Genomic DNA, 21,940 nt, shown 5'->3' on the forward strand with positions numbered 1-21,940 from the left:
CCTGCGGCGGCATACTCTCACTTTAAAGTCGCCTCCTAGGGTTTTGGTTTTGAATGATTTCTCGAAATCGGCGCGCCCCCAACCGAAATGATCCGCGCCCGCGACGCCGCAGTGCGGCACACGGCGACTTGAGGCTGAAATCGCGCTTCGAAACCGGTTTCGGCTTTACGAAATCGGTTTCGGTGACCTAGTCTCTCGCCATGGAGGAGATTCGCGACACCGATAAGAAACCGTCCGAGCCGGCACCGCGCCGAGTTCGGATCTCCGACCTTGCGCAGGCGCTGGGGCTGACCAAGAGCACCGTGTCGCGCGCGCTCAACAACTATTCCGACATCTCGCCCGAAACCCGCGAACGCGTGGCGCGGGTGGCGGCCGAGATGGGCTACGCGCCGATGCCCTATGCGCAGGCGGTGCGTACGGGGCGGGTACGGGCGCTGGGGCTGGTGCTCGAACTGGACGCACCGGACCGCTACGGCCCGTTCCTTACGGATTTTCTGGGCGGGATCACGCAGGAAGCCTCGCTGGAAGGCTGGACCCTGACGATCGCCTCGTCGAATTCGCGCGAGGAGATGGAGGACACGGTCACGCGGCTTCTGCAGGAGCACAAGGTCGATGGTTTCATCCTGCCGCGAACGCAGGTCGTCGACCCGAGGGTGAAATTCCTGCAATCGAAACATGTGCCCTTCGTTCTGTTCGGCCGCACCGGTCACGGCAAGCCCGATCCGGGCCTGTCGTGGTTCGACGTCGATGGCGAGGGGGCGATGCGCGCCGCCGTCGCGCGTCTGGCGGGTTTCGGCCATCGCCGCATCGCCTTCGCCGGGTCGCATACGAGCTACAATTTCGCGCTGTTGCGCCGAGACGGCTACCGAAAGGGGCTGGAAGAGGCCGGATTGCCCTTCGATCCCGCGCTCGAGGTGATGGAGGTCTCGAACCGCGCGGAAGGGGCAGAGGCCGCGCGCCAGTTGCTCGATCTGGCCGAGCCCGCGACGGCGATCGTCTACTCCACCGACGCGACGGCGCTCGGCGCCTATGACGTGGCGCGCGAGCGGGGGCAGACGATCGGGCGCGATCTGTCGGTCATCTCCTATGACGGCATTCCCGAGGGCCGGATGGTCGATCCGCCCCTCACGACATTCGCAGTCGACAGCCAGCATGCGGGCGCGCGTCTCGCGTCGCTGCTGATCGCGCAGCTCCGTGGTGCGCCGCCCGGTGAGCTGACGGAACTGGTGGCGGCGCAACTGGAACCGGGAGGCTCCGACGGGCCGCCCGTCGACCCATAAGAGTAACGCAATCTACCGGGAGGAAAGTAAATGAAATCGATACTTGGACATAAAACGGCGATGCTGATGGGCTCGACCGTGCTTGCGCTGATGGCGGGCGCCGTCGCGGTGCAGGCGCAGACGATCAAGTTCTGGACCACCGAGGAACAGCCCGAGCGTCTGGCCAAGCAGCAGCAAATGGCCGACGACTTCAAGGCCAAGACCGGCATCACCGTCGACGTGATCCCGGTCACCGAAAGCGACCTGAACCAGCGCGCGACCGCAGCCTTCGCGGCGGGGGACCTGCCCGACGTGATCTACACGCCGCTGCAGAACGTGCTGCCCTGGACCGATGCGGGCATTCTCGACACGCTGGCGAGCTCGGACGTGGTCGACAAGCTCGATCCGGCCACCTTCGCGCCCGGCGCGCTGAAGATGGTCGAGACCGATGGCGATTATGCCGCCGTGCCGGTCGATGGCTGGACGCAGATGATCCTCTACCGCAAGGATCTGTTCGACAAGGCGGGCCTCGCGCCGCCGACCGATTTCAAATCGATCGAGGCCGCGCTCGACAAGCTCAACGATCCGCCGAACATGTATGGTTTCGTCGCAGCGACCAAGGTCGACGACAACTACATGAGCCAGATCCTCGAGCAGATCTTCCTCGCCAACGGCGTCTCGCCGGTGGGGCCGGACGGCTTCAAGCCGCTCGACGAGAAGAAGACGGTCGAAGTGCTGAACTTCTACAAGAAGCTGGCCGACGCTTCCCCGCCCGGCGAGAACTACTGGAAGCAGTCGCGCGAGCTGTATTTCGCGGGCAAGGCGGCGATGATCATGTGGTCGCCCTTCATCCTCGACGAACTGGCCGGCCTGCGTGACAGCGCTCCGCCGATGATCAACGATGACCCGACCTCTACCGAGCTGTCGAAGGATACTGGCGTCGTGACCAACCTCGCGGGCCCGTCGAATCCCGACGGTGCGAGCTGGGCGGACCTGCGTTACTTCACCATCACCGCCGACGCCGACACCGATGCGGCCGAGAAATTCGTCGATTACTCGATGAATGACGGCTACGAGCAGACGCTGTCGATCGCGCCCGAGGGCAAGTTCCCGACCCGTCGCGGCACCGACGCGGATCCGGAGAAGTTCACCAAGCTCTGGGCGACCCTGCCGGTGGGCGTGGATCGCAAGGCGCCGCTCAAGGATCTCTACGATCCGGCCGTGGTCGACGAGATCACCAAGGGTCTCGACACTGCACAGCGCTGGGGCGTGAAAGACGGGCAGCTCGCGCTGGCCTCGAAGATGCTCAACAGCCAGGTCATCAACCGGGTTGTGCGCGACTTCATCGACGGCAACATCTCGGCCGAGGATGCGGTCGCGAAGATGAATGACGAGCTGGGCAAGATCAACTGATCCGATCTCTGGCCGGGGCAGGGCGGTCGCGCCTTGCCCCGGGGCCGAAGCCCGCTCTGACTGCATGGATTGGAGACTGTCATGACCGACATATCGCCGCCCAAGGGGCGCGGCGCGCTTGCCCGTCGCGAAGCGCGTCTCGCCTGGGGCCTGCTGTTCCCGACCATCGCGATCGTGGCGCTCGTCGTGATCGTGCCGCTGCTGGCGATCTTCTGGATCTCCGTGAAGCCGGTGACGTTGGGCGATCTGCGTCCCGCCGAGATCCGCACGCGGGTGGCGCTGCGCGAGCGGGGCGATCAGCCGCTTCTCGAGTTGCGCGTGATCAATCCGTCGGGCGAGCAGGAGATGACCAAGGCGGGGTTGAATGTGACCCTGCCCGAGGGCGTGACGCTGACCGGCGATCTGCCTCAGGGCTGCGCGATGGACGGGCAGGACCTGTCTTGCGATTTCGGCACGCTCGAACCCGGCGCGAACGAGCGGTTCCGCGTCGATGCGCAGGTGACCGGCGATACCCGCGCGGCAGAGCGCGCGATGCGCGACGCCGAGGTCACGTCGACCGGTCACGTCTCGAACGTCCTGACGAATTCCACCTTCACGCTCGACAACTTCCGCCGGCTCTTTTCGGGCAGCGAGTTCTGGAGCGTGCTGGGCATCACGCTGTTCTACACGGTCTTCGGCACGCTAGGCGCGCTGGTCGTGGGGCTGTTCGCGGCGCTGCTGCTAAACAAGAGCTTCCGCGGGCAGGGTATCCTGCGCGGGCTTTACCTGTTTCCCTATGTGGCCCCGGTGATCGCGGTGGCCTTCACCTGGATCACGCTCTTCGATCCCTATTCCGGCTCCGCCAACGCGCTGCTGGTGCAGATGGGCGTGAGCGAAGGCGCGATCAACTTCTTCGGGGCCAAGCCGCTCGCGCTGATCATGGTGACGGTGTTCGAGATCTGGCGCTATTTCCCGCTCTCGTTCCTTTTCATCCTCGCGCGGATGCAGAGCATCGACACGGATATGTACGAAGCGGCGGATATGGACGGGGCCTCGCCGTTCCAGAAATTCTGGTATCTCTCGATGCCGCAGCTGCTGGGGATCCTCTCGGTCCTGTTCCTGCTGCGCTTCATCTGGACCTTCAACAAGTTCGACGACATCTTCCTGCTCACCGGCGGTAATGCCGGCACGCGGGTCCTGACGGTCAATGTCTACGAACAGGCTTTCGCGGTGTCGAATATCGGTGCGGGTGCCGCGGTCGCCGTGGTGATTTTCGCCTGCCTTCTGGTCTTCTCGGGGCTGTTCTTCCGCACCATGAGCCGGGAGGAAGGGCTATGAAAATCCTGCATAAAGGCTATCTCGCCGGGCCGATCATCGGAGCGCTCTGGGCGCTGGTCATGTCGGTCACGCTGGGGGTCGCGATTTCCTTCGCCACCGGGGCTGCGGCCAAGCCTGCGCTGATCGGCTCGCTGATCCTCGGGCTTGCGACCGGGTTTGCCCGCGTGCGCATCGCCAATCGCTGGGCTGCGGATGCGGTGGCGGTGGTCGTGGCGCTGGTGCTGATGGCCATCGGCCTCGGCGCGCTGCAATTCGACGAAAGCTTCAACTTTGTCTGGCGCGTCGTCCTCAGCGTTGTGCTCGCGGGCACGGTGTCGATCCCGCTCAACTCGATCCTGCGCGAGCTGCAATTCGGCGCGCTCACCCGCCACCAGTTCGAGGATGCGGTGATCCGCTTCCTGACCGGTTTCGGCTACATCTTCTTCACCGCGATCGTGGTCATCCCGTTCTACGTGATGGTCATGACCTCGATGAAGTCGCAGCAGCAGCTGATGCTCAACCCGCTCGATTTCTCGATCGACCTGAGCCGGGGCTGGCACCTGTTCGACAGCTATTACGAGTTGATGACGCGGTTCCATTTCGGCCGCTACCTCTGGACGAGCTTCTACGTCTCGGTGCTGACCGTGCTGCTGACGCTGCTGTTCTCGGTGCCCGGCGCCTATGCGGTGGCGCGGCTGCGCTTCCGTGGGCAGAAAGTGTTCTCGCGCGGTATCCTGCTGATCTACATGGTGCCGATGATCGTGCTCGCGCTGCCGATCTACATCGCCTACTCGATGGTGGGTCTGCGCAACTCGATCCTCGGGATCGTGATGATCTATCCGGTCACCACTATTCCCGTCGCGCTCTACATGCTGCAGGGCTATTTCCGCGGCCTCCCCGTCGAGGTCGAGGAGGCGGGGCTGATGGACGGGCTCTCGCGGCTCAAGGTGATCTGGAAGATCACGCTGCCGCTGGCGCTGCCCGCGATGGCCTCGGTCGGGCTCTATGTCTTCATGATCGCGTGGAACGAGTTCCTGCTCGCCTTCATGCTGCTCGACGATCCCAGCAAATTCACCCTCACGCGAGGCATCGCCTCGCTCAACTCCTCCGAGATCCCGCGCCAGCACCTGATGGCGGGCGCCGTCATCGCGACGGTGCCGATCATGGCGCTGTTCCTCGGGCTCGAACGTTTCATGACCCGCGGCCTGACGGCCGGCGCGGTGAAAGGATAAGACATGATGACCGAAACTGTGGCCGCCACCGATTTCTCCGACCGGGACGCTGCGGCGCGCGAAATCCTTACGCAGAACGACCGGGGCGGCTATACCGTGCCGACCGATGGCCTCTATCCCTACCAGTGGAACTGGGACAGCGCCTTTGCGAGTCTCGGTTTCGCCGAATTCGACCTGGACCGCGCCTGGCAGGAAATCGAGACGCTGTTCACCGGGCAATGGGACAGCGGCATGGTCCCCCATATCATCTTCCACAAACCCGATCCGGGCTATTTCCCCGGTCCCGACGTCTGGGGTTGCAACGGGCCGATCGCGTCCTCGGGCATCACCCAGCCGCCCGTGGCACTCAGCTTCGCGACGCGGCTTCTGGCGGCCGATCCGGAGGCGGGGAAAGCTCGCTTCGCAGCCCTTTATCCGAAGATGCGCAAATGGGCGGAGTGGTTCCTGAAATGGCGCCGTGACGAGAAGGGCGCGATCTTCGTGATCCATCCGTGGGAATCCGGCCGCGACAATGCGCCGGACTGGGACGACGCGATGAGCAAGATCGACCCGCAGGACGTGGGCTATTACGAGCGCCGCGACACCCAGCATGTCGACGCCTCGATGCGGCCCACGAAATACGATTACGACCGTTACATCTGGCTGGTGCAGCGTGCCAAGGCGCTGGATTGGGACGATGCCAAGGTCGCCGAGGACAACCCGTTCAAGGTGGCCGATCCGACCATGCATTTCATCCTGATGCGGGGCCTGCGCGACCTTCTTGCGGCAGGTGAGGCGCAGGATCTCGACACCGGCGACATGGCCGCGCAGCTGGCCGAACTGGAGGCCGGTGCTCAGGCGCTGTGGAACCCCGGCATGGGCTTCTACGACAGCTACAACTGCAACAACGGCATCTGGTCGAACGCGCTGACCAACGCCTCCTTCCTGTGCTGGTTCGGCGGGCTCGACGCGCCGCAGATGGAGCAACACCTCGCCCGCGTGCTAGATGCCGCGCCCTATGGCGTGCCCTCGCTCGCGCCGTTCGATCCGCGCTTCGACGCGAAGCGCTACTGGCGCGGCCCGACCTGGGGGATGATGAACATGATGATCGGCGAGGGCGCCTCGGAACGGGGCGTCACGCTTGGCGAAGAGGTCCGCAAGCGCACTCGCGAGGTGATCGGGCGCTACGGTTTCGTCGAGTATTTCGACCCGATGACGGGCGCGGCTGCGGGCGGCAAGGCATTCACCTGGACGGCGGCCGTCTGGCTCGCCTGGGCCGGCAAGGAGGGCTGACATGGGTTCGATCACGTTAAACGGTGTCGAGAAATGGTTCGGCGAGGTGCAGGTCATCAAGGGGATCGACCTCGAGATCAAGGATGGCGAATTCGTCGTCTTCGTGGGCCCGTCCGGCTGCGGCAAGTCCACGCTTCTGCGGATGATCGGCGGGCTCGAGGATACCTCGCGCGGGGCGATCGAGATCGACGGCGCGAACGTCACCGATCAGCCGCCCTCGAAACGCGGCCTCGCGATGGTGTTCCAGTCCTACGCGCTCTACCCGCATATGTCGGTGGCCGAGAATATGGGCTTCTCGCTCAAGATGGCCGGGGCGCCGCAGGGCGAATGGCGCGCCAAGGTCGACGAGGCTGCGGACATCCTGAAACTGCAGAGCTTCCTCGACCGGCGGCCCAAGGACCTGTCTGGCGGCCAGCGTCAGCGCGTGGCAATCGGGCGCTCGATCGTGCGCGACCCGACCGCGTTCCTTTTCGACGAGCCGCTGTCGAACCTCGATGCGGCGCTGCGCGTGGAGATGCGGCTTGAGATCGCGCGGCTGCACCGCAATCTCAAGCGCACGATGATCTACGTCACCCATGACCAGGTCGAGGCGATGACGCTGGCGGACCGGATCGTGGTGCTGGAATATGGCAAGATCGCGCAGGTCGGCACCCCGCGCGAGCTCTACGAGAAGCCCGCGAACCTGTTCGTGGCGCAATTCATCGGCAGCCCGAAGATGAACGTGATGCCCTGCGCGGTCACGGATGGTCGCTACAGCCTCGAAGGCGGGCGCAGCGGGGCCTGTCCCGCGCCGCAGACCACGCAGCTTGGTATCCGGCCCGAGCATATCTCGCTCGTGGCTGAAGGCGAGGGGCAATGCGACGGTCGCGTCGATGTGGTGGAATTCCTGGGCGCCGATACGTTCATCCTGTTCGATTGCGGACCGCTGGGCGCGATCAATGTGCGCGTCGCGGGCGATACCGACCTGCGCCCGGGCGATGTCTCTGGGTTGGCCTTCGAGGCCGACCGCACGGTGTTCTTCGACGCCGATGGCATGGCGGTCTGAAACCGCGCGCCCGGGCGCTCATCCCGGGCCGCAGGGCAGGGCGCAGGCCTTAGCTCGCCGTTCAAAGGCACCGAAATCGGCAGTCCGATGCCTTTTGGCGATCGGGCTGTTGTACTGGCGGAAGGTCGGGCAAGCGGCGGCGTTTACATAATTTTTCTCAATAATCATTGGGTTCCGTGACGCTTTTCTCAAATTAATGTTACCGGCGGACGATTGCTGATCGGGGCCGTGGAGGCTAGGTTTTGCGGCAATCGTCGAGCGGGCGCATTCGCGTGCATTGCGCAACCTGATGGTCGACGATGGGCCGAGACGCTCCTCCGGGTGGGAAAACACGCCCGTGCGGGGAGGTCAGGCGGTCTCATCACGCGCAAAGCGAATGCGGTCCGACAACGATCGCAAACAATCCAACGGATGAGAGGAAAACACATGCGGAAGACGACACTTCTCGCGGTCGCCGGTGCGACTGCAATTGTGACCGGTTTTGCAGCTCAGACCGGGACTGCCCGCGCTGCCGAGCAGTGCGGCGACATCTCGATCGCCCAGATGAACTGGGCCGCTGCCGAGGTCACCACCAACATCGCGAAATTCATGCTGGACCAAGGCTACGGCTGTAACACCAGCCTGGTCAAATCCGACACCATCCCGGCCATCACCTCGATCGCCGAAAACGGCCGCCCCGACGTCGTCACCAACCTGTGGCTGAACTCGGCCGGCGACGCCTACAAGAAGCTCGAGAGCGAAGGCAAGATCAAGCGCGTCGCCAAGACGCTCCAGCCGGGCGGCGTCGAAGGCTGGTGGATCCCCACCTACCTCGCCAAGGAGCACCCCGAGCTGAAGACCATCGAGGGCGTGATGGCGCACCCCGACTGGGTCGGCGGCACGTTCAACAACTGCCCGGACGGCTGGGGTTGCCGCGTCGTGAGCGACAACCTGATCAAGGCGCTCGACCTCAAGAGCTCGGGCATCGAGGTGTTCAACCACGGCTCCGGCCAGACGCTCGCCTCGTCGATCGGTTCGGCCTTCGCCGACAAGAAGCCGTGGTTCGGCTACTACTGGGGCCCGACCGTGGTCATGGGCAACTATGACATGACCCGCGTCAAGCTTGGTGACTACGACAAGGCCAAGTTCGACAAGCTCCAGAACAAGGACACCAAGGATCCGCAGGTTTCCGACTTCCCGGCAGCGCCCGTGCTGACCTCGGTGACGAGCGACTTCGCGAAGACCCACCCGGCCGAGACCGAGTTCTTCTCGAAGATGAGCTTCAAGACCGACACCATGTCGAAACTGCTCGCGTGGCAGGACGAGAACAAGGCGTCGGGTGAAGAGACCGCGGTCTACTTCATCAAGAACTACCAGGACACCTGGAAGAACTGGCTCAACGCAGACGCCCAGAAGAAGCTTTCGAAGCTGATCGGCGGATGATCGTGACGCGCGCTTGATGCGCACACCTTGGACGGGGCCGAGGCAGGCCCCGTCCTTTTTCGATCCATCACGCAACAACATGGGGCGGGTCCTCCCCAATGACCCGGAAAACCAATGGCAGCTTACGAGAATTTCTTTAACGCCGTGGGGCTGAAGGACTGGTGCTCGGCTGGCGGTGACGGTGGCGGCGGCATGACGTCGATGGCCGACCTGATCGCACAGACCGACGGCACCACGACGCAAGGCCCCTCCCTGTGGAACTGGCCCTTTCCCTCGCTCGACGCCCTCAACAAGGCCTGCGCGGCGATCCCGCCCTCGCGCGACGTGACGCAGGGCCTCGAAGACGGATTTCTCGCGATCCGTGGCGGTCTGCGTGCCGTCGTCGACCCGCTGACACAGCCGCTGAGCTGGGCGCTGCGCGACATGCTCTGGATCATGACCAACACGCCGTGGTGGCTGATGGTGCCGATCCTGATGCTGATCACCTGGCTGGTCACGCGGTCCTGGAGACTTGTGGTCTTCGTGCTGGTCTCGATCGCCTTCCTCGCCTTCATCAACCATTACGACGCGGCGATGCAGACGCTGGCGATCATCTTCGTCTGTGCGTTCATATGCGTTCTCTTCGGCGTGCCCATAGGTATCGCGATGTCGCGGAGCGACAGGCTCCAGCGCACCGTGATCCCGATCCTCGACATGCTGCAGACGCTGCCGCCCTTCGTCTACCTGATCCCGCTGATCTTCCTGTTCTCGGTGACCGAGCCGAAGCTCTACGGTATCGCGATCATCCTCTACGCGATCGTGCCCGTGGTGCGCCTGACCGATCTCGGCATCCGACTGGTCGATCCCGACGTGATCGAGGCAGCCGACGCTTTCGGCATGACCAAGCGCCAGAAGCTGTTCGGCGTGCAGATCCCGCTCGCGCTGCCCAACATCATGGCCGGCGTGAACCAGACGATCATGATGAGCCTCGCCATGGTGGTGATCGCTTCGCTCGTCTCGGCCCCGGGTCTGGGCGTGCTCGTGCTGCGCGGTATCCGGTCGCTCGAACTGGGTGTTGGTCTCGTGGCGGGCTTCGGCATCGTGATCATCGCGATCCTGCTCGACCGCGTGACGAAAGCCTCGCTGGCGCGGATCGACACCAGCAAGAGCGGCAAGTGAGGAGACAGGCATGACCAAGGAAATCAAGGTCTCGATCCGACACCTCTACAAGATCTTCGGGTCGGATCCGCAAGCGGCGCTGGAAGACGTGAAGGCAGGCATGGGCAAGCCGGAACTGCTCGAGAAGCGCAACCACGTGCTCGGGCTCAGCGACATCAACGTGGACATGAAAGAGGGTGAGATCACCGTCATCATGGGGCTTTCGGGCTCGGGTAAATCCACGCTGATCCGGCACCTCAACCGGCTCATCGAGCCGACCGCGGGGGAAGTTCTCGTCAATGGCGAGAACATCCTCGACTATAACGAGGCGCAGCTGCGCAAGCTGCGGCGCGAGCGGATGTCGATGGTGTTCCAGAAATTCGCCCTTCTGCCCCACCGCACGGTGGCGGAGAACACGGCGATGGCGCTGGCCACCCGCGGCTTTCCGGCCTCGGACTATGTCGCGGAGGCCGAGAAATGGCTCGACCGTGTCGGGCTCGGGGGCTACGGGGACCACCACCCGCACCAGCTCTCGGGCGGGATGCAGCAGCGCGTGGGGATCGCCCGGGCGCTGGCGTCGAACTCGGACATCATGCTGATGGACGAAGCCTTCTCGGCGCTCGATCCGCTGATCCGGACCGACATGCAGGACCTGCTGCTCGAGCTTCAGGCCGAGCTGCACAAGACCATCATCTTCATCACCCACGATCTGGACGAGGCGCTCAAGCTCGCCGATCACCTGGTGATCCTGAATGACGGTCGGGTGGTCCAGCAGGGCGAACCGCAGGAGATCCTTCTCAACCCGGCGGATCCCTACATCGAGGACTTCGTGGCCGACATCAACCGCGCCCGCGTGCTGCGCGTGCGCTCGGTGATGGAGCGTGGCGCGCCGGAAGGCGAAATGTCGGGCGATATCGACGGCAACGACAACCTCGAGAGCGTCATCGCCAAGGCGGAAGGGGCGCTCGACCGCCGCTACCGCGTGATGATGGGGGGCGAGCCGGTGGGCAGCCTCACCATGCCCTCGATCATGCGCGCGCTGGTGCCCGCGCAATCCTCGGGCGAAACCGCCAAGAGGTAAGAAGAAAGGGATCCGCCCCTGTATTGGGGCGGGTCCGACCCGCCGCGCGACAGGCGCGGGCTTTTCCCAAATATAAGCGTGGGATGCCGCAGGAGCGGGGTGCGCGCTGCCCGGTGTGCTGTCGCATCCCGGGCCCTGTCCTTAGCTGCGCACGACGTAGACCGAGCACTCCGCATGGGTCACGACATGCGACGCCGTGGTGCCCAGCAGATAGTCTTTCACCTTCGGGTTGGCGGCTTCCATCACGATGAGGTCCACCTTGCGCTCGTCTGCCAGCTTGACGATCTGACGATGCACGGCGCCCTTGCGCACGACCATCTCGATCTCGGGCACCCCGCTGGCGGGATTGTCGTTGACGAACTTGCGCAGCTGCTGGCCCCAATAGGTATCGGAGTTGTAGATGTTGAGATTACGCTCGATCTCGGGCGCGATCGTCGCGACGATCAGCTTGGCTTGGCGCCGCCGCGCCATCTCTACGGCTTCCATGTAGGCATGATGTTCGACCTGGGCGTGGCGCAGGTTGATGGGGCAGAGGATGAGCTTTGTCTGGCGTGCCATGATGGCCTCCGGGAAGTTCGAGGCGGAAAATGAACCTCGTGGCGACCGGGCGCGTACCCGGATTGAAACAGCCTCGCCCCTACGACGAATTCCGGAGCTCGAAATGGGCATAAGCGTCACTCCGATGTCGCGCAGCGACATAGGCGCCCGCAAAGAGCGCCACAGTGCATTCAGGCCCCGTGCGTATCGCCGCGAAGGCCTCGCAACGACGCTGCCGCGCGAGCATGCGGGAAGGAGACTTTCACACGCGTCCGTGCACAGTCTCTTTTGGGCCTCGCTTTCGACGTGTGTTTTGACGCGATGGGGCTGGTTTCGGACGAGGCGCCTCAACGAGAAATCGCGATGATAGCAGGGGAACTCGGTTGAGTTTCGGGAATTAATACAACCATAACGGTAGTCACAAAATCTTCAGGCGATAACGCGCCGAGAGCCATGAAACGAACTTTGCCAACAATATCCGAACCTTCGCGAAAGTCGGCGGCAGGTTCCCGCTGAGCGCTCGAAAAGACCGTCAGTCGTGACGGAACTAACCCGCAAAGCACCTGTTAACGGACCGTAAATTCGCTGTTAACCGAAGTGAGCGGGAGAACTCAACATGGCCAACTTCACGAACGCAACCGAAACCCCCCGTGTTCTGTTCATCGACGACAACGCCATTCTCGCGGATGCTGTGGAGCGGAGCTTCGCTGCGGATGGAAGCATCGCGGTTGTCAGCGAATGCAAAGATGTGCCCTCCGCATTGACCTCGAAGGACGTCCCGATGGAGACCTGCGACGTGGTCGTGTTCGACCCGAGCCAGACCTCTGCGGACCCTGCCGAGACCCTGAGCGCCGTCCGCGAGGCCGCCGGTCCGGTCGCCGCAATCGCCTACCTGCCGGAAACTGCACTCGAGATCGCGCGCCAGTGTCTGCAGTCGGATTACGACGGCGTCGTCTCCCGCAGCGGCAATATCGAAATGCTCATCGACGCGGTTTTCTCGGTCTCCATGGGAAGTCTGTATGTCGACGGGTGCTATGCCGAAGCGCGCAGCGATTCCAGCGCGCCCATTCTGGTCGGCACCGAAGCCCTCACCAGCCGGGAGCGGGAGGTCGTGCGCGGGCTCGTCGACGGCAAGAGCTGTCGCGCCATCGGAAACGACCTTCTGATCAGCGGCAAGACCGTCGAGACGCATAAGTACCGCGCCCTGTCAAAGATGGGTCTCACATGCGCGCGCGAACTCGAAACCTTTGCGCGGCGCAACGCCTGGGCGGTGTAACCGGGTCTAGTGGAAGATGCGAAGCGTTAGTCCGATCCGGATCGGCGTGGCCGACCAAAGTCCGATTTTCGCGTCAGCGGTGCTCGACCTCGCGGCGTCGACATTCGACGACACGGGGACGCATGGCGACGCGCTTTCTGCCACCGACATAGAACGCCTGCGCGATCCCGACTGGGATGTTCTCCTTATCGATCCGCAGTTTACACCGAACCTTGAAGATCTGGTCCCGCAGATGCTGGCCGCCTGTCCCTCGCTGGCGCTGATCGCCGTTGCGTCGCAGCCGACAAAGGAGCTTGTCAGCTTCTGCATGCGGATCGGCTTCAGCTCCGTCGTGGCGAAATCGATCTCGGGCCCCGCGCTGATGCGGGTGATCCGCGTCACCCTTGCGGGCGGCAGCCTGGTCGACCGCGGTCTTTCGCGCTCCGCCGAGGGCGAGATGCCGGGCCCCACCGAGGGCAAGGCGCTGACCGAGCGCGAGGAATATGTGCTGCGGCTCTGGGCCAAAGGCTATTCCAACAGCGATATCGCGGACCAGATCGGCCTCAGCCGAAAGACCGTCGACAGCCACCGCGCGCGTGGCATGAACAAGCTTGGCCTCGCGGACCGGCCCGCGCTGATCCGGATGGCGAGCGCGCGGGGCTGGCTCGTCTGAGCCCGTCCGACCTCCCGGGTGGGTTTTTGCCCCACACGGGGGGTCAGGAAGCTCCCGACCCCTTTCCGAAATTCCTCCGCTCTTCGCCCGTATTCCCGACTGAAAGGGCTGCGAATCTTCCTTTATCCCTTGGGTCGAACCGGGCGGTACCCCTGCCCATTACACGTTTCGATTCGCCCGTTTCGAGGGGAGAAGGAAAAGAATTATGGCAAAGATCAGTGTTTTCGGGATCGGCTACGTGGGCGTCGTGTCAGCGGCTTGCCTTGCTCGTGACGGCCACGAAGTGATTGCGGTCGATCTCGACGAGAGCAAGGTCGATGGACTGAATGCGGGCCGCGCGCCCATCGTTGAAAAAGGGCTCGACGAGCTGGTGGCCGAGATGGCTGCGAGCGGTCGGCTCAGGGCCACGACCGACGCGGCGGAGGCCGTCGCGAAGACCGACGCCTCCTTCGTCTGCGTGGGCACGCCTTCGGCGCCCGACGGCTCGGTCGGTCTGACCTTCGTGGTCTCCGTCTGTCAGGACATCGGCAAGGCGATCGCCAACAAGCCAGACCGCCACACGGTCATCATGCGCTCGACCATCGTCCCCGGCACCATGGAAGAGATCTGCATTCCCACGCTCGAACGCGCCTCCGGCAAGCTCGCAGCGCGCGATTTCGGCGTCGGCTACTTTCCGGAATTCCTGCGCGAAAGCACCGCGATCGAGGATTACGCCGATCCCGGCCTGATCGTGTTCGGCAGCCTCGACGCGCAGACCGAACAGGTCCTGACCGAGATCAACCAGGATCTTCCCTGCGAGATGAACAAGGTCGATATTCGCACCGCCGAGATGGTGAAATACACCTCGAACAGCTGGCGCGCGGCGAAGATCAGCTTCGCCAACGAGATCGGCAACATCGCCAAGGCCAACGACCTCGACGGTCAGAAGGTGATGGCGGTCCTGTGCAGCGACACCAAGGTCGCCATGTCGCCGGCCTTCCTGCGTCCCGGCTTCGCCTTCGGCGGCTCCTGCCTGCCCAAGGACGTGCGCGCACTCAAGGCGGTGGGCGAGACATCGGGCGTCGCGACGCCGCTTCTGAACGCCATTCTCGAGGCGAACGAGGCGCAGATAGAGCGCGCCGAGGCCATGGTGCGCTCCGCTTCGAAGAAGACCGTCGGTCTCGTCGGCGTAAGCTTCAAGTCGGGCACCGACGATCTGCGTGAAAGCCCGCTGGCCGACCTGGCCGCGCGGCTGATTGAAAGCGGTCAGGACGTGCGCATCTACGATCCCTATGTCGCCACAGCCTTCGCCAACGATCCCGGCGCCGCCGGCCGCGGCAACGCCGTCGTGCCCGACCTCTTCGAACGGATGGAAGACGATCTGGACCGTCTGATCGAAGACAGCGAGGTCATCGTCGTGGGCAACAAGTATCCCGAGGTGACCGCCCGCCTGAAGGAGACGCTGGGGAACCGCCGCGTGGTGGATCTCGGCCGCATCGACCCGAACCTCGTCAGCGACGCTGGCTATCAGGGCATCTGCTGGTAATCCGCAATGCTGGGTCATCTCATTTATATCGCGGCTTTCGTCGCATTGGGCCTTGCCGTGCGCGACACCAGCCTGGCTGCCGCCGATAGTGCCATCGTGGTGCTCGGGGTGATCGGCCTGTGGCGGTATGGATGGGCGGCACTGAACTTCCTGCGCGCGACCGCCTATGTCCGGGTGCTCTATCCCCGGCGCCGCGCGCGGGCCGAGGCCGCCTATGCGCGCCGCCCCGTTCCGGCGCACGCGTATTTCATGGTCACGACCTACAAGATCGAGCCGGGCGTCACGAGCCGCGTCTACAGCTCGATCTTCGAGGCGGCCCGCCGCTCGCCCGGCGGCGCGACCATCGTCGCCTCGGTGGTGGATGGCGCCGACCTCAGGGTGCTGCGCGATCTCTTCGAGGCGCGCAGGCACGACATGCCGCAGGTGCGCTTCATCATCGACCAGATCCCGGGAACGGGGAAGCGCGACGCCATCGCCCGCTCGCTGCGGCTGATGCAGCGCGAGGCCCCGCGACGCGAGGACATCATGTTGTTCGTCGATGGCGACAGCGCCGTGCCAGCAGACATCGTCGAGCGCTCCGCGCCCTTCTTCACCGACGAACGGGTCGGGGCGCTGACCACCGACGAATCCGTCGAGATCCCGGATGACTGGCTCTTTCGGAACTGGTTCGATCTGCGCTTCATGCAGCGCCAGATGATGATGTCCTCGATGGCGTTCGGCGGCCGGGTGCTGACGCTGACGGGCCGGATGTCCGTCTTCCGCGCCGACCTGGCGGTGGACCCGAGCTTCATCCGACAGGTTCAGTCGGACCATATCGATCACTGGCGGCTCGGTCGGATCAACTTCCTGACCGGCGACGACAAATCGACCTGGTTCTGGCTGCTGAGCCGCGGCTACCGGATGACCTATCTGCCCGACGTGCGCTGCGTCTCCTACGAGGAGCAGCCGATGCCGGGCTTCGTCGAAAGCGCCGTGGCGCTGATGAAGCGGTGGTTCGGCAACATGCTGCGCACCAATGGCCGCGCGGTGGCGCTGGGCCCGTCGCGGATCGGGTTCTTCACCTGGTGGTCGATCCTCGACCAGCGCGTGTCGATCTGGACGACGCTGTTCGGGCCGATCTCGATCGCGCTGACCGCGCTCTTCGCGACGCCCGCGGTGATCCCCGCCTACATCGCCTGGGTGATGTTCACCCGCTACGTCTTCTGCTGGATGCTCTCGACCTTCCGGGGCGGCGGCTTCCCGATCATCTACGCGCCGCTGCTCTACTTCGGCCAGATCCTCGGCGCGTCGGTCAAGAGCTCGGCCCTGTTCCGTCTCGACCGGCAGAAATGGACGCGCCAGGCCGCCAAGAAAGCCGCGGCGCGCATGCCTCTCGGAGCGCGGCTGCGCTCGGCCACTTCCACTTACATGCAGGTCCTTGCGCTGGGGTGGCTAACCCTCGCCGCGGCGCTCTCGACCGGACTTCTCTAAACGACCGACAGGACGCACCATGACACACGCCCCCGATACTTCACCGGCGCCGCTTTCGGCCGGAAACGAACACCCGTTGATCGATATCCCGTTTTCCGCGGTCATCGACGGACGGCGCTACGCAGGCGACGGTCTGTCGCTGACCGAGGCGCAGGTCTCGGGCCTGATAGACCGCCGGATCGACGGCACGGAAAAGATCGTCCACCTGATCTTCGACTTTCCCGGCTTTCAGGTGGCGCTCGTGCCGACCGCGCGGGTCATGGTGGAAGGCGACAATTCCAGCGTACTGGTCTTCACCGAGCCGACGGGCGATCACTCGCCGCAGCTGCGGCAAATCCTGAATGACTATATCTCGGGTGACCTGACCAGCTCCGGCGGGCTGATCCGCAGCGGATCGCTCGCGCAACCCAAGGGCGGCACCGGAGCGGCGCCGAAGCCCGGGTTCCGCAAGCGGCTGCGCAGCGCGTTCGGCACGCTCGTCGTGCTTGCCCTGAGCGTCGCGCTCATCGCGCTGGCCGTCAGCCTGATGCAAGCGCGTCTGTTCACGACCGATATCGCCGCCCCGGGCCGCGTGGTCGCGCAGGGCCAGACGATCCGGGCGACCGCCGACGGTCAGATCAGCTTCATCAACCCCGATGCCGGTCCGGGCGATGTGCTCTTCGCGCTCGACACGGTGGACGGGGAGACGCTTTCGATCGCCATGCCGACCAAAGGCACCGTCCATCCGATTTCCGTGGCCGAGGGCAGCACCGTTCTTGCCGGCGAGCCGCTCTTCGAGATCTCCGCTCCGGATGCGCCGCTGGTCATCGAGGCGCGCCTGCCGCAGGAGCTTTTGTTCGAAGTGCAGCAGACCGGCGGCGTCAACGTGACCCTGCCTGACGGGACCGAATTCCGTGCGACCCTCGGCGACGGGTTCCGCGCGCCGGGCGCTGTCGGCTCCGACGGGCTGGTGCGCGCCAATCTCGTCCCATCGATCGACCTTTCGCCCGACGAGGCGGGGCAGGTCGCCGCGCTCAGCGTCAGCCGCGATGCCTTCGGGGTCGATTGGGGCAGCCTTTCCCGCGACGCGCTCGGAGAAGCGCGCGCCTTTACCCGTAGTATCAAAGCAATTGGAGACCAGTCATGAATAGTGTCGTTAATCCCGTAGTTCTGTCTGGAGGGATGGGGACCCGCTTGTGGCCGATGTCCCGCGTCGCCCAGCCCAAGCAATTCCAGTCCATCGACGGCAATGGCGGTCCGACGTTCCTGCAAAGCACCGTGGCGCGCCATCTCGATGACGATTTCGCTGACCCGTTGCTGGTCGCCGCCGCCTCCGAGGAGGGTCTGGTGCGCGATCAGCTGGCCGAGATCGGCGTCACCGGGCGCTTTCTGGGGGAGCCGATGGGCCGCAATACCGGCCCCGCGGTTCTCGCCGCTGCCCTGACGCTGGCGGAAGAGGATCCCGAGGCGCTGCTTCTGGTCCTGCCGTCCGATCACAAGATCGAAGGCGACATGAACACGGTCGTAAAGCAGATGCGCGAGGGCGCGCAGCAGGGCCGGATCGTGCTGTTCGGCGTGGTGCCGAAATATGCCGAGACCGGGTTCGGCTATATCTCCGGCGGCGCGCTGGTCGATGGCCAGGAAGGCCTCCACGAGGTCACCAGTTTCATCGAGAAGCCCGAATTGGAGAAAGCCCAACGGCTCGTCGCATCGGGCGACACGTTCTGGGCGTCGGGCATCAGCCTGATGCGCGCCGACGTCCTGATCGAGGAATTCGAGAAATACGACCCGGCGACGCTGGCCGCCGTTCTGGCCGCGCTCGACGGCGCGAAAAAGACCGAAACCGGCCTCTGCCTCGACGGCGCGCATTTCGCCGAGGCCGCGAACGAGCCGACCGAACGGCTGATCTTCGAACGCTCCGACCGCGTCGCCGTCGCCCCCGTCGAGGTCGACTGGGACGACGTCGGGGCCTGGACCGCGATCCATTCGATCAGCCCCAAGGGCGAAGACGGCAACGTTTCGACCGGACAGGCCCTGACCCTCGACTGCCGCAACTCGCTGATCCGCGCGGGCGACAAGCTGGTCACCGTGATCGGCATGGAGGACGTGATCGTCGTCGACACGCCCGACGCGCTCCTCGTGACCAATCACAGCAACGCCCAGAAGGTGAAAGACGCCGTCGCCGAGCTCAAGGCCCAGAACCGCAGCGAAGTGGCGCGCCATCCCGAGGTCGCAACCGAAGATATCGGGCAGGGCGGCGAGGCCTTCCCCGCCGTGTCGCGTCTCACCCTCGACGCGGGCGAGACCGCGACCTTCCGCGGGCCGACCCCGGGTGGAAAGCTGCTCGCTGTGTCGAGCGGTCGCGGCCACTGGAAGAACGGCGGGCCGACCCATGCCTGCAGCCAGGGTCATAGCATCAACGTAAGCCCCGGCTCGTCGGTCGAGGTCTGGAACACCGGCGACGGGGCGCTGAGCCTTTACGAAATCGACCTCTCGGAAGACGAGGCCGAAGAGACATCGAAGGAAACGCGCGATGCACGTGAGTGAACACCTGCGTTGTCTTGGCCTGTCCTGCGGGCTGGCGCTGGCGCTCACCGCGCCGGCGGCTGCTCAGCAGGCGGTCAGCGCGTCGGTGTCCAACGTGCGCCTGGCGCTGACCCAGCTTGCCGCCGGGGCCGGGGTCGAAATCGACACGGAGCTTCTGGGCGATACGCCGGGCGGCGGCTCGGCGATCTACCTCAACCAGGGCGATGTGACCTTGGCCATGCTCGACGACCTGCTGGCGGATTCCGGCCATCCCGATGCGCTGATCCGCAAGGATGACCGGTTTGTGGCCTCGATGCCCATCGTGGTGCTGAAAGGCGCGTCGCTTTCGCTGTCCGAGGGCGATCGGCTGGACCTTTCGCGTCGCGAGGGCAGCTACCTGATCTCTTTCGGCGCACTCGACGTCGATCACGCCACCATCGCCGCGGGCCCCGACGTGCATCCCGATATTGCGGGGTTCCGCCCCTTTGTCGCAGCACTCGGACCGCAGAGCCTGTCGCTGAAAGATGCCACGCTGACCGGCCTCGGCTATGGCGACCGGGCCTATAGCGCCGGACTGTTTCTCGGCGGGCGCGGGTTGCTCAGTTTCGGCAGCCCGGCCGCGATGACCGGGAACAGTTTCACTGATCTGCGCGGCGTCGTCCTGCAGGATCTCGACGGGGTGAACCTCACCGATACCGAGATTGCCGACGCGCGGGGCAGCGGCCTGATGCTGCGCGATATCGACGGGGGCACGATCACCGATCTGACCGTCCGCGATACCGGGGGCGAGCAGGCGCTGCACCTTTCGGGCGTCTCCGAAATGCGGCTCGTCAATGTCGCGCTCGATGGCGGGCAGGGCAAGGGCATGCGCGTGGATGACAACAGCCGCGCGCTTCAGCTTCGCGATGTCGCCGTGCGGGGCTTCGACGGTTCCGGCGCGACGATGGCGCAAGGCGCGACCTGCGTTCTCTTCGACCGGATCGAGGTCTCGGGAAACAAAGGCGCCGGCTTCGCCGAGCGCGGTGCGGGCACGACGATCTTCAACGAGAGCCGGTTTGCCGACAATAGAGGCCCCGGACTGATGATAGACCGCCAGCGCCCCGAAACGCGGGTGCTGATCACCGACAGCCGCTTTGCGGGCAACCGGATGGGCATCCGCGCGACCGGCCTTGCCGACCTGCGCCTGCATGACAACGATTTCACGGATCAGCGCCCCCGGCTTCTGTCGGGCGATCTCGACGCGCTGACGCCCGATTTCCTGCGCGCGAGCGCTGATGGCGGCGCGGGGGATCTCAGCGTCTCCGGCGTGCGCGCGCTCGATCCCGCACCTCTGCGCCGCGATGCCGCGCGCGCAGCTTTTGACACCTGTTCCGGAGAGGGCGCTACCTGATGGTCTTTTCATCCGAAACCTTTTTGTTTCTCTTCCTGCCTCTGGCGCTCGCGCTCTATTATCTGACGCCGAGCCGCTGGAAGTCGCTGACGCTGCTCGCGGTCTCCTACGTGTTCTACGCGTGGTGGCGGGTGGATTTCCTGCTGCTGCTCGTCGGCACCACCGCCTGGACCTGGCTCACCGGCCGGGCGATCCGCCATGCCGCGAATGTGCGGATGGCGAAGATATGGACCGGCATCGGCGTCGCCGGCTGCCTAGCCGTGCTGGGTTTCTTCAAGTATTTCAATTTCTTCATCGACAGCCTGACCGCGCTGTTCGGGACCACGCCCGACGCCATCGGCGTGCATTGGCAGATCCTTCTGCCGATCGGCGTCTCGTTCTACGTGTTCCAGTCGGTGAGCTATATCGTCGATACCTATCGCGGCGATGCGCCCGATGACGTGCACCCGCTCGACTTTGCGGCCTTCATCGCGCTCTTCCCGCAGCTCATTGCCGGGCCGATCCTGCGCTACAAGGATCTCGCGCATCAGTTCCGGCACCGCACCCACTCGGTCGAGATGTTCTCGGACGGCATGATGCGCTTCTTCGTCGGACTGGCGAAGAAGGTGCTGCTGGCCGATGCGGTGGCGCCTCTGGCCGATCTCGCCTTCTCGACGCCCGATCCGTCGCTGACGCTGTCATGGGGCGGGGCGATCGCCTACATGATGCAGCTCTACTTCGACTTCTCGGGCTATTCCGACATGGCGATCGGGCTGGGCATGATGCTGGGCTTCCGCTTCATCGAGAATTTCGACACGCCCTATATCTCGCGCTCGATCACCGAGTTCTGGCGGCGCTGGCACATCTCGCTGTCGGTCTGGCTGCGCGACTATCTCTACATTCCGCTCGGCGGCAACCGCATCGGCCCGGCACGCACTTACGTCAACCTGATGACGGTGATGGTGCTGGGTGGCTTGTGGCACGGCGCGGCCTGGACCTTCGTGATCTGGGGCACCTGGCACGGCGGCTGGCTGATGTGGGAACGCTATTCCGGCTGGGTCAAGTCGCGCTCCACCGCGGCGCTGCTGCGCACGCTTCTGGTCGTGCTCATCGGCTGGGTGATCTTCCGCGCCACCTCGATCGTCGAGGCGGGACAGGTCTTCGCCGGCATGCTGGGGGCCAACGGGATCGGGCTGTCGCCGGATGCCGCCTTCGAGATCACCGGCGAAAGCGTCGCGGTGCTCGTCATCGCGATCGGCGTCGCCATCCTCGAGCCCTGGCTGGCCCGTATGGTCGACGGCCCGCTCTCGCCGCGCCCTGACGGCACGCTGACCGCCACGAGCGCCATCGTGCCGCCGATGGCCGTCACCGTGCTGGCGACGCTGACCATCCTGAAGCTGGCCGAGCAAAGCTTCTCGCCCTTCCTCTATTTCCAATTCTGAAGGACCG

At 64.6% G+C, this 21,940-nt stretch carries 18 protein-coding genes; 17 read left to right on the forward strand and 1 reads right to left on the reverse strand.

Translation table 11 applies throughout. The features are described 5' to 3' along the window. Positions 1-200: 200 nt before the first annotated feature. The 9 genes from B6V74_RS15110 to B6V74_RS15150 all read left to right on the forward strand — a co-directional run bounded on the left by B6V74_RS15110 (position 201) and on the right by B6V74_RS15150 (position 11,157). A complete protein-coding gene (locus B6V74_RS15110) occupies positions 201-1,280 on the forward strand; it encodes a LacI family DNA-binding transcriptional regulator (protein ID WP_075777040.1) in 1,080 nt (359 codons plus the stop codon). A 30-nt stretch (positions 1,281-1,310) separates the two neighbouring features. After that, positions 1,311-2,672 (forward strand): extracellular solute-binding protein, encoded by a 1,362-nt coding sequence (locus B6V74_RS15115; protein WP_088723274.1) that lies wholly within the window; start codon positions 1,311-1,313, stop codon positions 2,670-2,672. Between the two features lie 81 nt (positions 2,673-2,753). Further along, positions 2,754-3,989 carry a sugar ABC transporter permease gene (locus B6V74_RS15120; protein ID WP_088723275.1) on the forward strand — a complete coding sequence of 412 codons (1,236 nt, stop codon included), beginning with the start codon at positions 2,754-2,756 and terminating at the stop codon, positions 3,987-3,989. Next, positions 3,986-5,200 (forward strand): carbohydrate ABC transporter permease, encoded by a 1,215-nt coding sequence (locus tag B6V74_RS15125; protein ID WP_075777042.1) that lies wholly within the window; start codon positions 3,986-3,988, stop codon positions 5,198-5,200. Before B6V74_RS15120 ends, B6V74_RS15125 begins: the two co-directional genes overlap by 4 nt. Positions 5,201-5,203: 3 nt before the next feature. After that, positions 5,204-6,472, forward strand: coding sequence for a hypothetical protein (locus B6V74_RS15130; RefSeq protein WP_240497123.1), 1,269 nt, complete (start codon positions 5,204-5,206; stop codon positions 6,470-6,472). A 1-nt stretch (position 6,473) separates the two neighbouring features. Next, positions 6,474-7,517: an ABC transporter ATP-binding protein gene (locus B6V74_RS15135; RefSeq protein WP_088718382.1), complete on the forward strand. Its 1,044-nt coding sequence runs from the start codon at positions 6,474-6,476 to the stop codon at positions 7,515-7,517. A gap of 426 nt (positions 7,518-7,943) precedes the next feature. Further along, the gene (locus tag B6V74_RS15140; protein WP_088718383.1) at positions 7,944-8,939 is read left to right on the forward strand and encodes an ABC transporter substrate-binding protein; all 996 of its coding nucleotides are present in this window, start codon (positions 7,944-7,946) and stop codon (positions 8,937-8,939) included. Between the two features lie 114 nt (positions 8,940-9,053). Next, on the forward strand, positions 9,054-10,097 hold the full coding sequence (locus tag B6V74_RS15145) for an ABC transporter permease subunit (RefSeq protein ID WP_075777045.1): 1,044 nt from the start codon (positions 9,054-9,056) through the stop codon (positions 10,095-10,097). A gap of 10 nt (positions 10,098-10,107) precedes the next feature. Beyond that, positions 10,108-11,157, forward strand: coding sequence for a betaine/proline/choline family ABC transporter ATP-binding protein (locus tag B6V74_RS15150; protein ID WP_075777046.1), 1,050 nt, complete (start codon positions 10,108-10,110; stop codon positions 11,155-11,157). A 141-nt stretch (positions 11,158-11,298) separates the two neighbouring features. On the opposite strand, the gene B6V74_RS15155 is transcribed toward B6V74_RS15150, so the two are convergent. Further along, positions 11,299-11,715, reverse strand: a complete 417-nt coding sequence (locus B6V74_RS15155; protein ID WP_075777047.1) for a universal stress protein — start codon at positions 11,713-11,715, stop codon at positions 11,299-11,301. Positions 11,716-12,310: 595 nt separating this feature from the next. On the opposite strand from B6V74_RS15155, the gene B6V74_RS15160 reads away from it, so the two are divergent. The 8 genes from B6V74_RS15160 to B6V74_RS15195 all read left to right on the forward strand — a co-directional run bounded on the left by B6V74_RS15160 (position 12,311) and on the right by B6V74_RS15195 (position 21,933). Further along, on the forward strand, positions 12,311-12,970 hold the full coding sequence (locus B6V74_RS15160) for a response regulator transcription factor (RefSeq protein ID WP_088723276.1): 660 nt from the start codon (positions 12,311-12,313) through the stop codon (positions 12,968-12,970). Between the two features lie 16 nt (positions 12,971-12,986). Then, entirely contained in the window at positions 12,987-13,622 is a 636-nt protein-coding gene (locus B6V74_RS15165) for a response regulator transcription factor (RefSeq protein WP_088718385.1), read from the forward strand. A 205-nt stretch (positions 13,623-13,827) separates the two neighbouring features. Next, entirely contained in the window at positions 13,828-15,147 is a 1,320-nt protein-coding gene (locus B6V74_RS15170) for a nucleotide sugar dehydrogenase (RefSeq protein WP_088723277.1), read from the forward strand. Positions 15,148-15,153: 6 nt separating this feature from the next. Then, positions 15,154-16,617 (forward strand): glycosyltransferase, encoded by a 1,464-nt coding sequence (locus tag B6V74_RS15175; protein ID WP_088723278.1) that lies wholly within the window; start codon positions 15,154-15,156, stop codon positions 16,615-16,617. 19 nt (positions 16,618-16,636) lie between these two features. Then, positions 16,637-17,743 carry an HlyD family efflux transporter periplasmic adaptor subunit gene (locus tag B6V74_RS15180; RefSeq protein WP_088723279.1) on the forward strand — a complete coding sequence of 369 codons (1,107 nt, stop codon included), beginning with the start codon at positions 16,637-16,639 and terminating at the stop codon, positions 17,741-17,743. Then, positions 17,740-19,143, forward strand: a complete 1,404-nt coding sequence (locus B6V74_RS15185) for a sugar phosphate nucleotidyltransferase (RefSeq protein ID WP_088723280.1) — start codon at positions 17,740-17,742, stop codon at positions 19,141-19,143. Before B6V74_RS15180 ends, B6V74_RS15185 begins: the two co-directional genes overlap by 4 nt. Next, entirely contained in the window at positions 19,130-20,512 is a 1,383-nt protein-coding gene (locus B6V74_RS15190) for a right-handed parallel beta-helix repeat-containing protein (protein ID WP_088723281.1), read from the forward strand. Before B6V74_RS15185 ends, B6V74_RS15190 begins: the two co-directional genes overlap by 14 nt. Next, entirely contained in the window at positions 20,512-21,933 is a 1,422-nt protein-coding gene (locus B6V74_RS15195; RefSeq protein ID WP_088723282.1) for an MBOAT family protein, read from the forward strand. Before B6V74_RS15190 ends, B6V74_RS15195 begins: the two co-directional genes overlap by 1 nt. The last annotated feature ends 7 nt before the right edge of the window (positions 21,934-21,940 follow it).

The organism is Thioclava sp. F42-5, assembly GCF_002213195.1.
Classification (GTDB): Bacteria; Pseudomonadota; Alphaproteobacteria; order Rhodobacterales; family Rhodobacteraceae; genus Thioclava; species Thioclava nitratireducens.

Bases quoted from the DNA above. Each gene is read 5' to 3' on its own strand.
- B6V74_RS15110 (WP_075777040.1), top strand. From the start codon at position 201: ATGGAGGAGATTCGCGACACCGATAAGAAACCGTCCGAGCCGGCACCG.
- B6V74_RS15175 (WP_088723278.1), top strand. From the start codon at position 15,154: ATGCTGGGTCATCTCATTTATATCGCGGCTTTCGTCGCATTGGGCCTT.
- B6V74_RS15120 (WP_088723275.1), top strand. From the start codon at position 2,754: ATGACCGACATATCGCCGCCCAAGGGGCGCGGCGCGCTTGCCCGTCGC.
- B6V74_RS15160 (WP_088723276.1), top strand. From the start codon at position 12,311: ATGGCCAACTTCACGAACGCAACCGAAACCCCCCGTGTTCTGTTCATC.
- B6V74_RS15190 (WP_088723281.1), top strand. From the start codon at position 19,130: ATGCACGTGAGTGAACACCTGCGTTGTCTTGGCCTGTCCTGCGGGCTG.
- B6V74_RS15140 (WP_088718383.1), top strand. From the start codon at position 7,944: ATGCGGAAGACGACACTTCTCGCGGTCGCCGGTGCGACTGCAATTGTG.
- B6V74_RS15145 (WP_075777045.1), top strand. From the start codon at position 9,054: ATGGCAGCTTACGAGAATTTCTTTAACGCCGTGGGGCTGAAGGACTGG.
- B6V74_RS15130 (WP_240497123.1), top strand. From the start codon at position 5,204: ATGATGACCGAAACTGTGGCCGCCACCGATTTCTCCGACCGGGACGCT.
- B6V74_RS15195 (WP_088723282.1), top strand. From the start codon at position 20,512: ATGGTCTTTTCATCCGAAACCTTTTTGTTTCTCTTCCTGCCTCTGGCG.
- B6V74_RS15125 (WP_075777042.1), top strand. From the start codon at position 3,986: ATGAAAATCCTGCATAAAGGCTATCTCGCCGGGCCGATCATCGGAGCG.
- B6V74_RS15150 (WP_075777046.1), top strand. From the start codon at position 10,108: ATGACCAAGGAAATCAAGGTCTCGATCCGACACCTCTACAAGATCTTC.
- B6V74_RS15165 (WP_088718385.1), top strand. From the start codon at position 12,987: ATGCGAAGCGTTAGTCCGATCCGGATCGGCGTGGCCGACCAAAGTCCG.
- B6V74_RS15135 (WP_088718382.1), top strand. From the start codon at position 6,474: ATGGGTTCGATCACGTTAAACGGTGTCGAGAAATGGTTCGGCGAGGTG.
- B6V74_RS15170 (WP_088723277.1), top strand. From the start codon at position 13,828: ATGGCAAAGATCAGTGTTTTCGGGATCGGCTACGTGGGCGTCGTGTCA.
- B6V74_RS15180 (WP_088723279.1), top strand. From the start codon at position 16,637: ATGACACACGCCCCCGATACTTCACCGGCGCCGCTTTCGGCCGGAAAC.
- B6V74_RS15185 (WP_088723280.1), top strand. From the start codon at position 17,740: ATGAATAGTGTCGTTAATCCCGTAGTTCTGTCTGGAGGGATGGGGACC.
- B6V74_RS15155 (WP_075777047.1), bottom strand. From the start codon at position 11,715: ATGGCACGCCAGACAAAGCTCATCCTCTGCCCCATCAACCTGCGCCAC.
- B6V74_RS15115 (WP_088723274.1), top strand. From the start codon at position 1,311: ATGAAATCGATACTTGGACATAAAACGGCGATGCTGATGGGCTCGACC.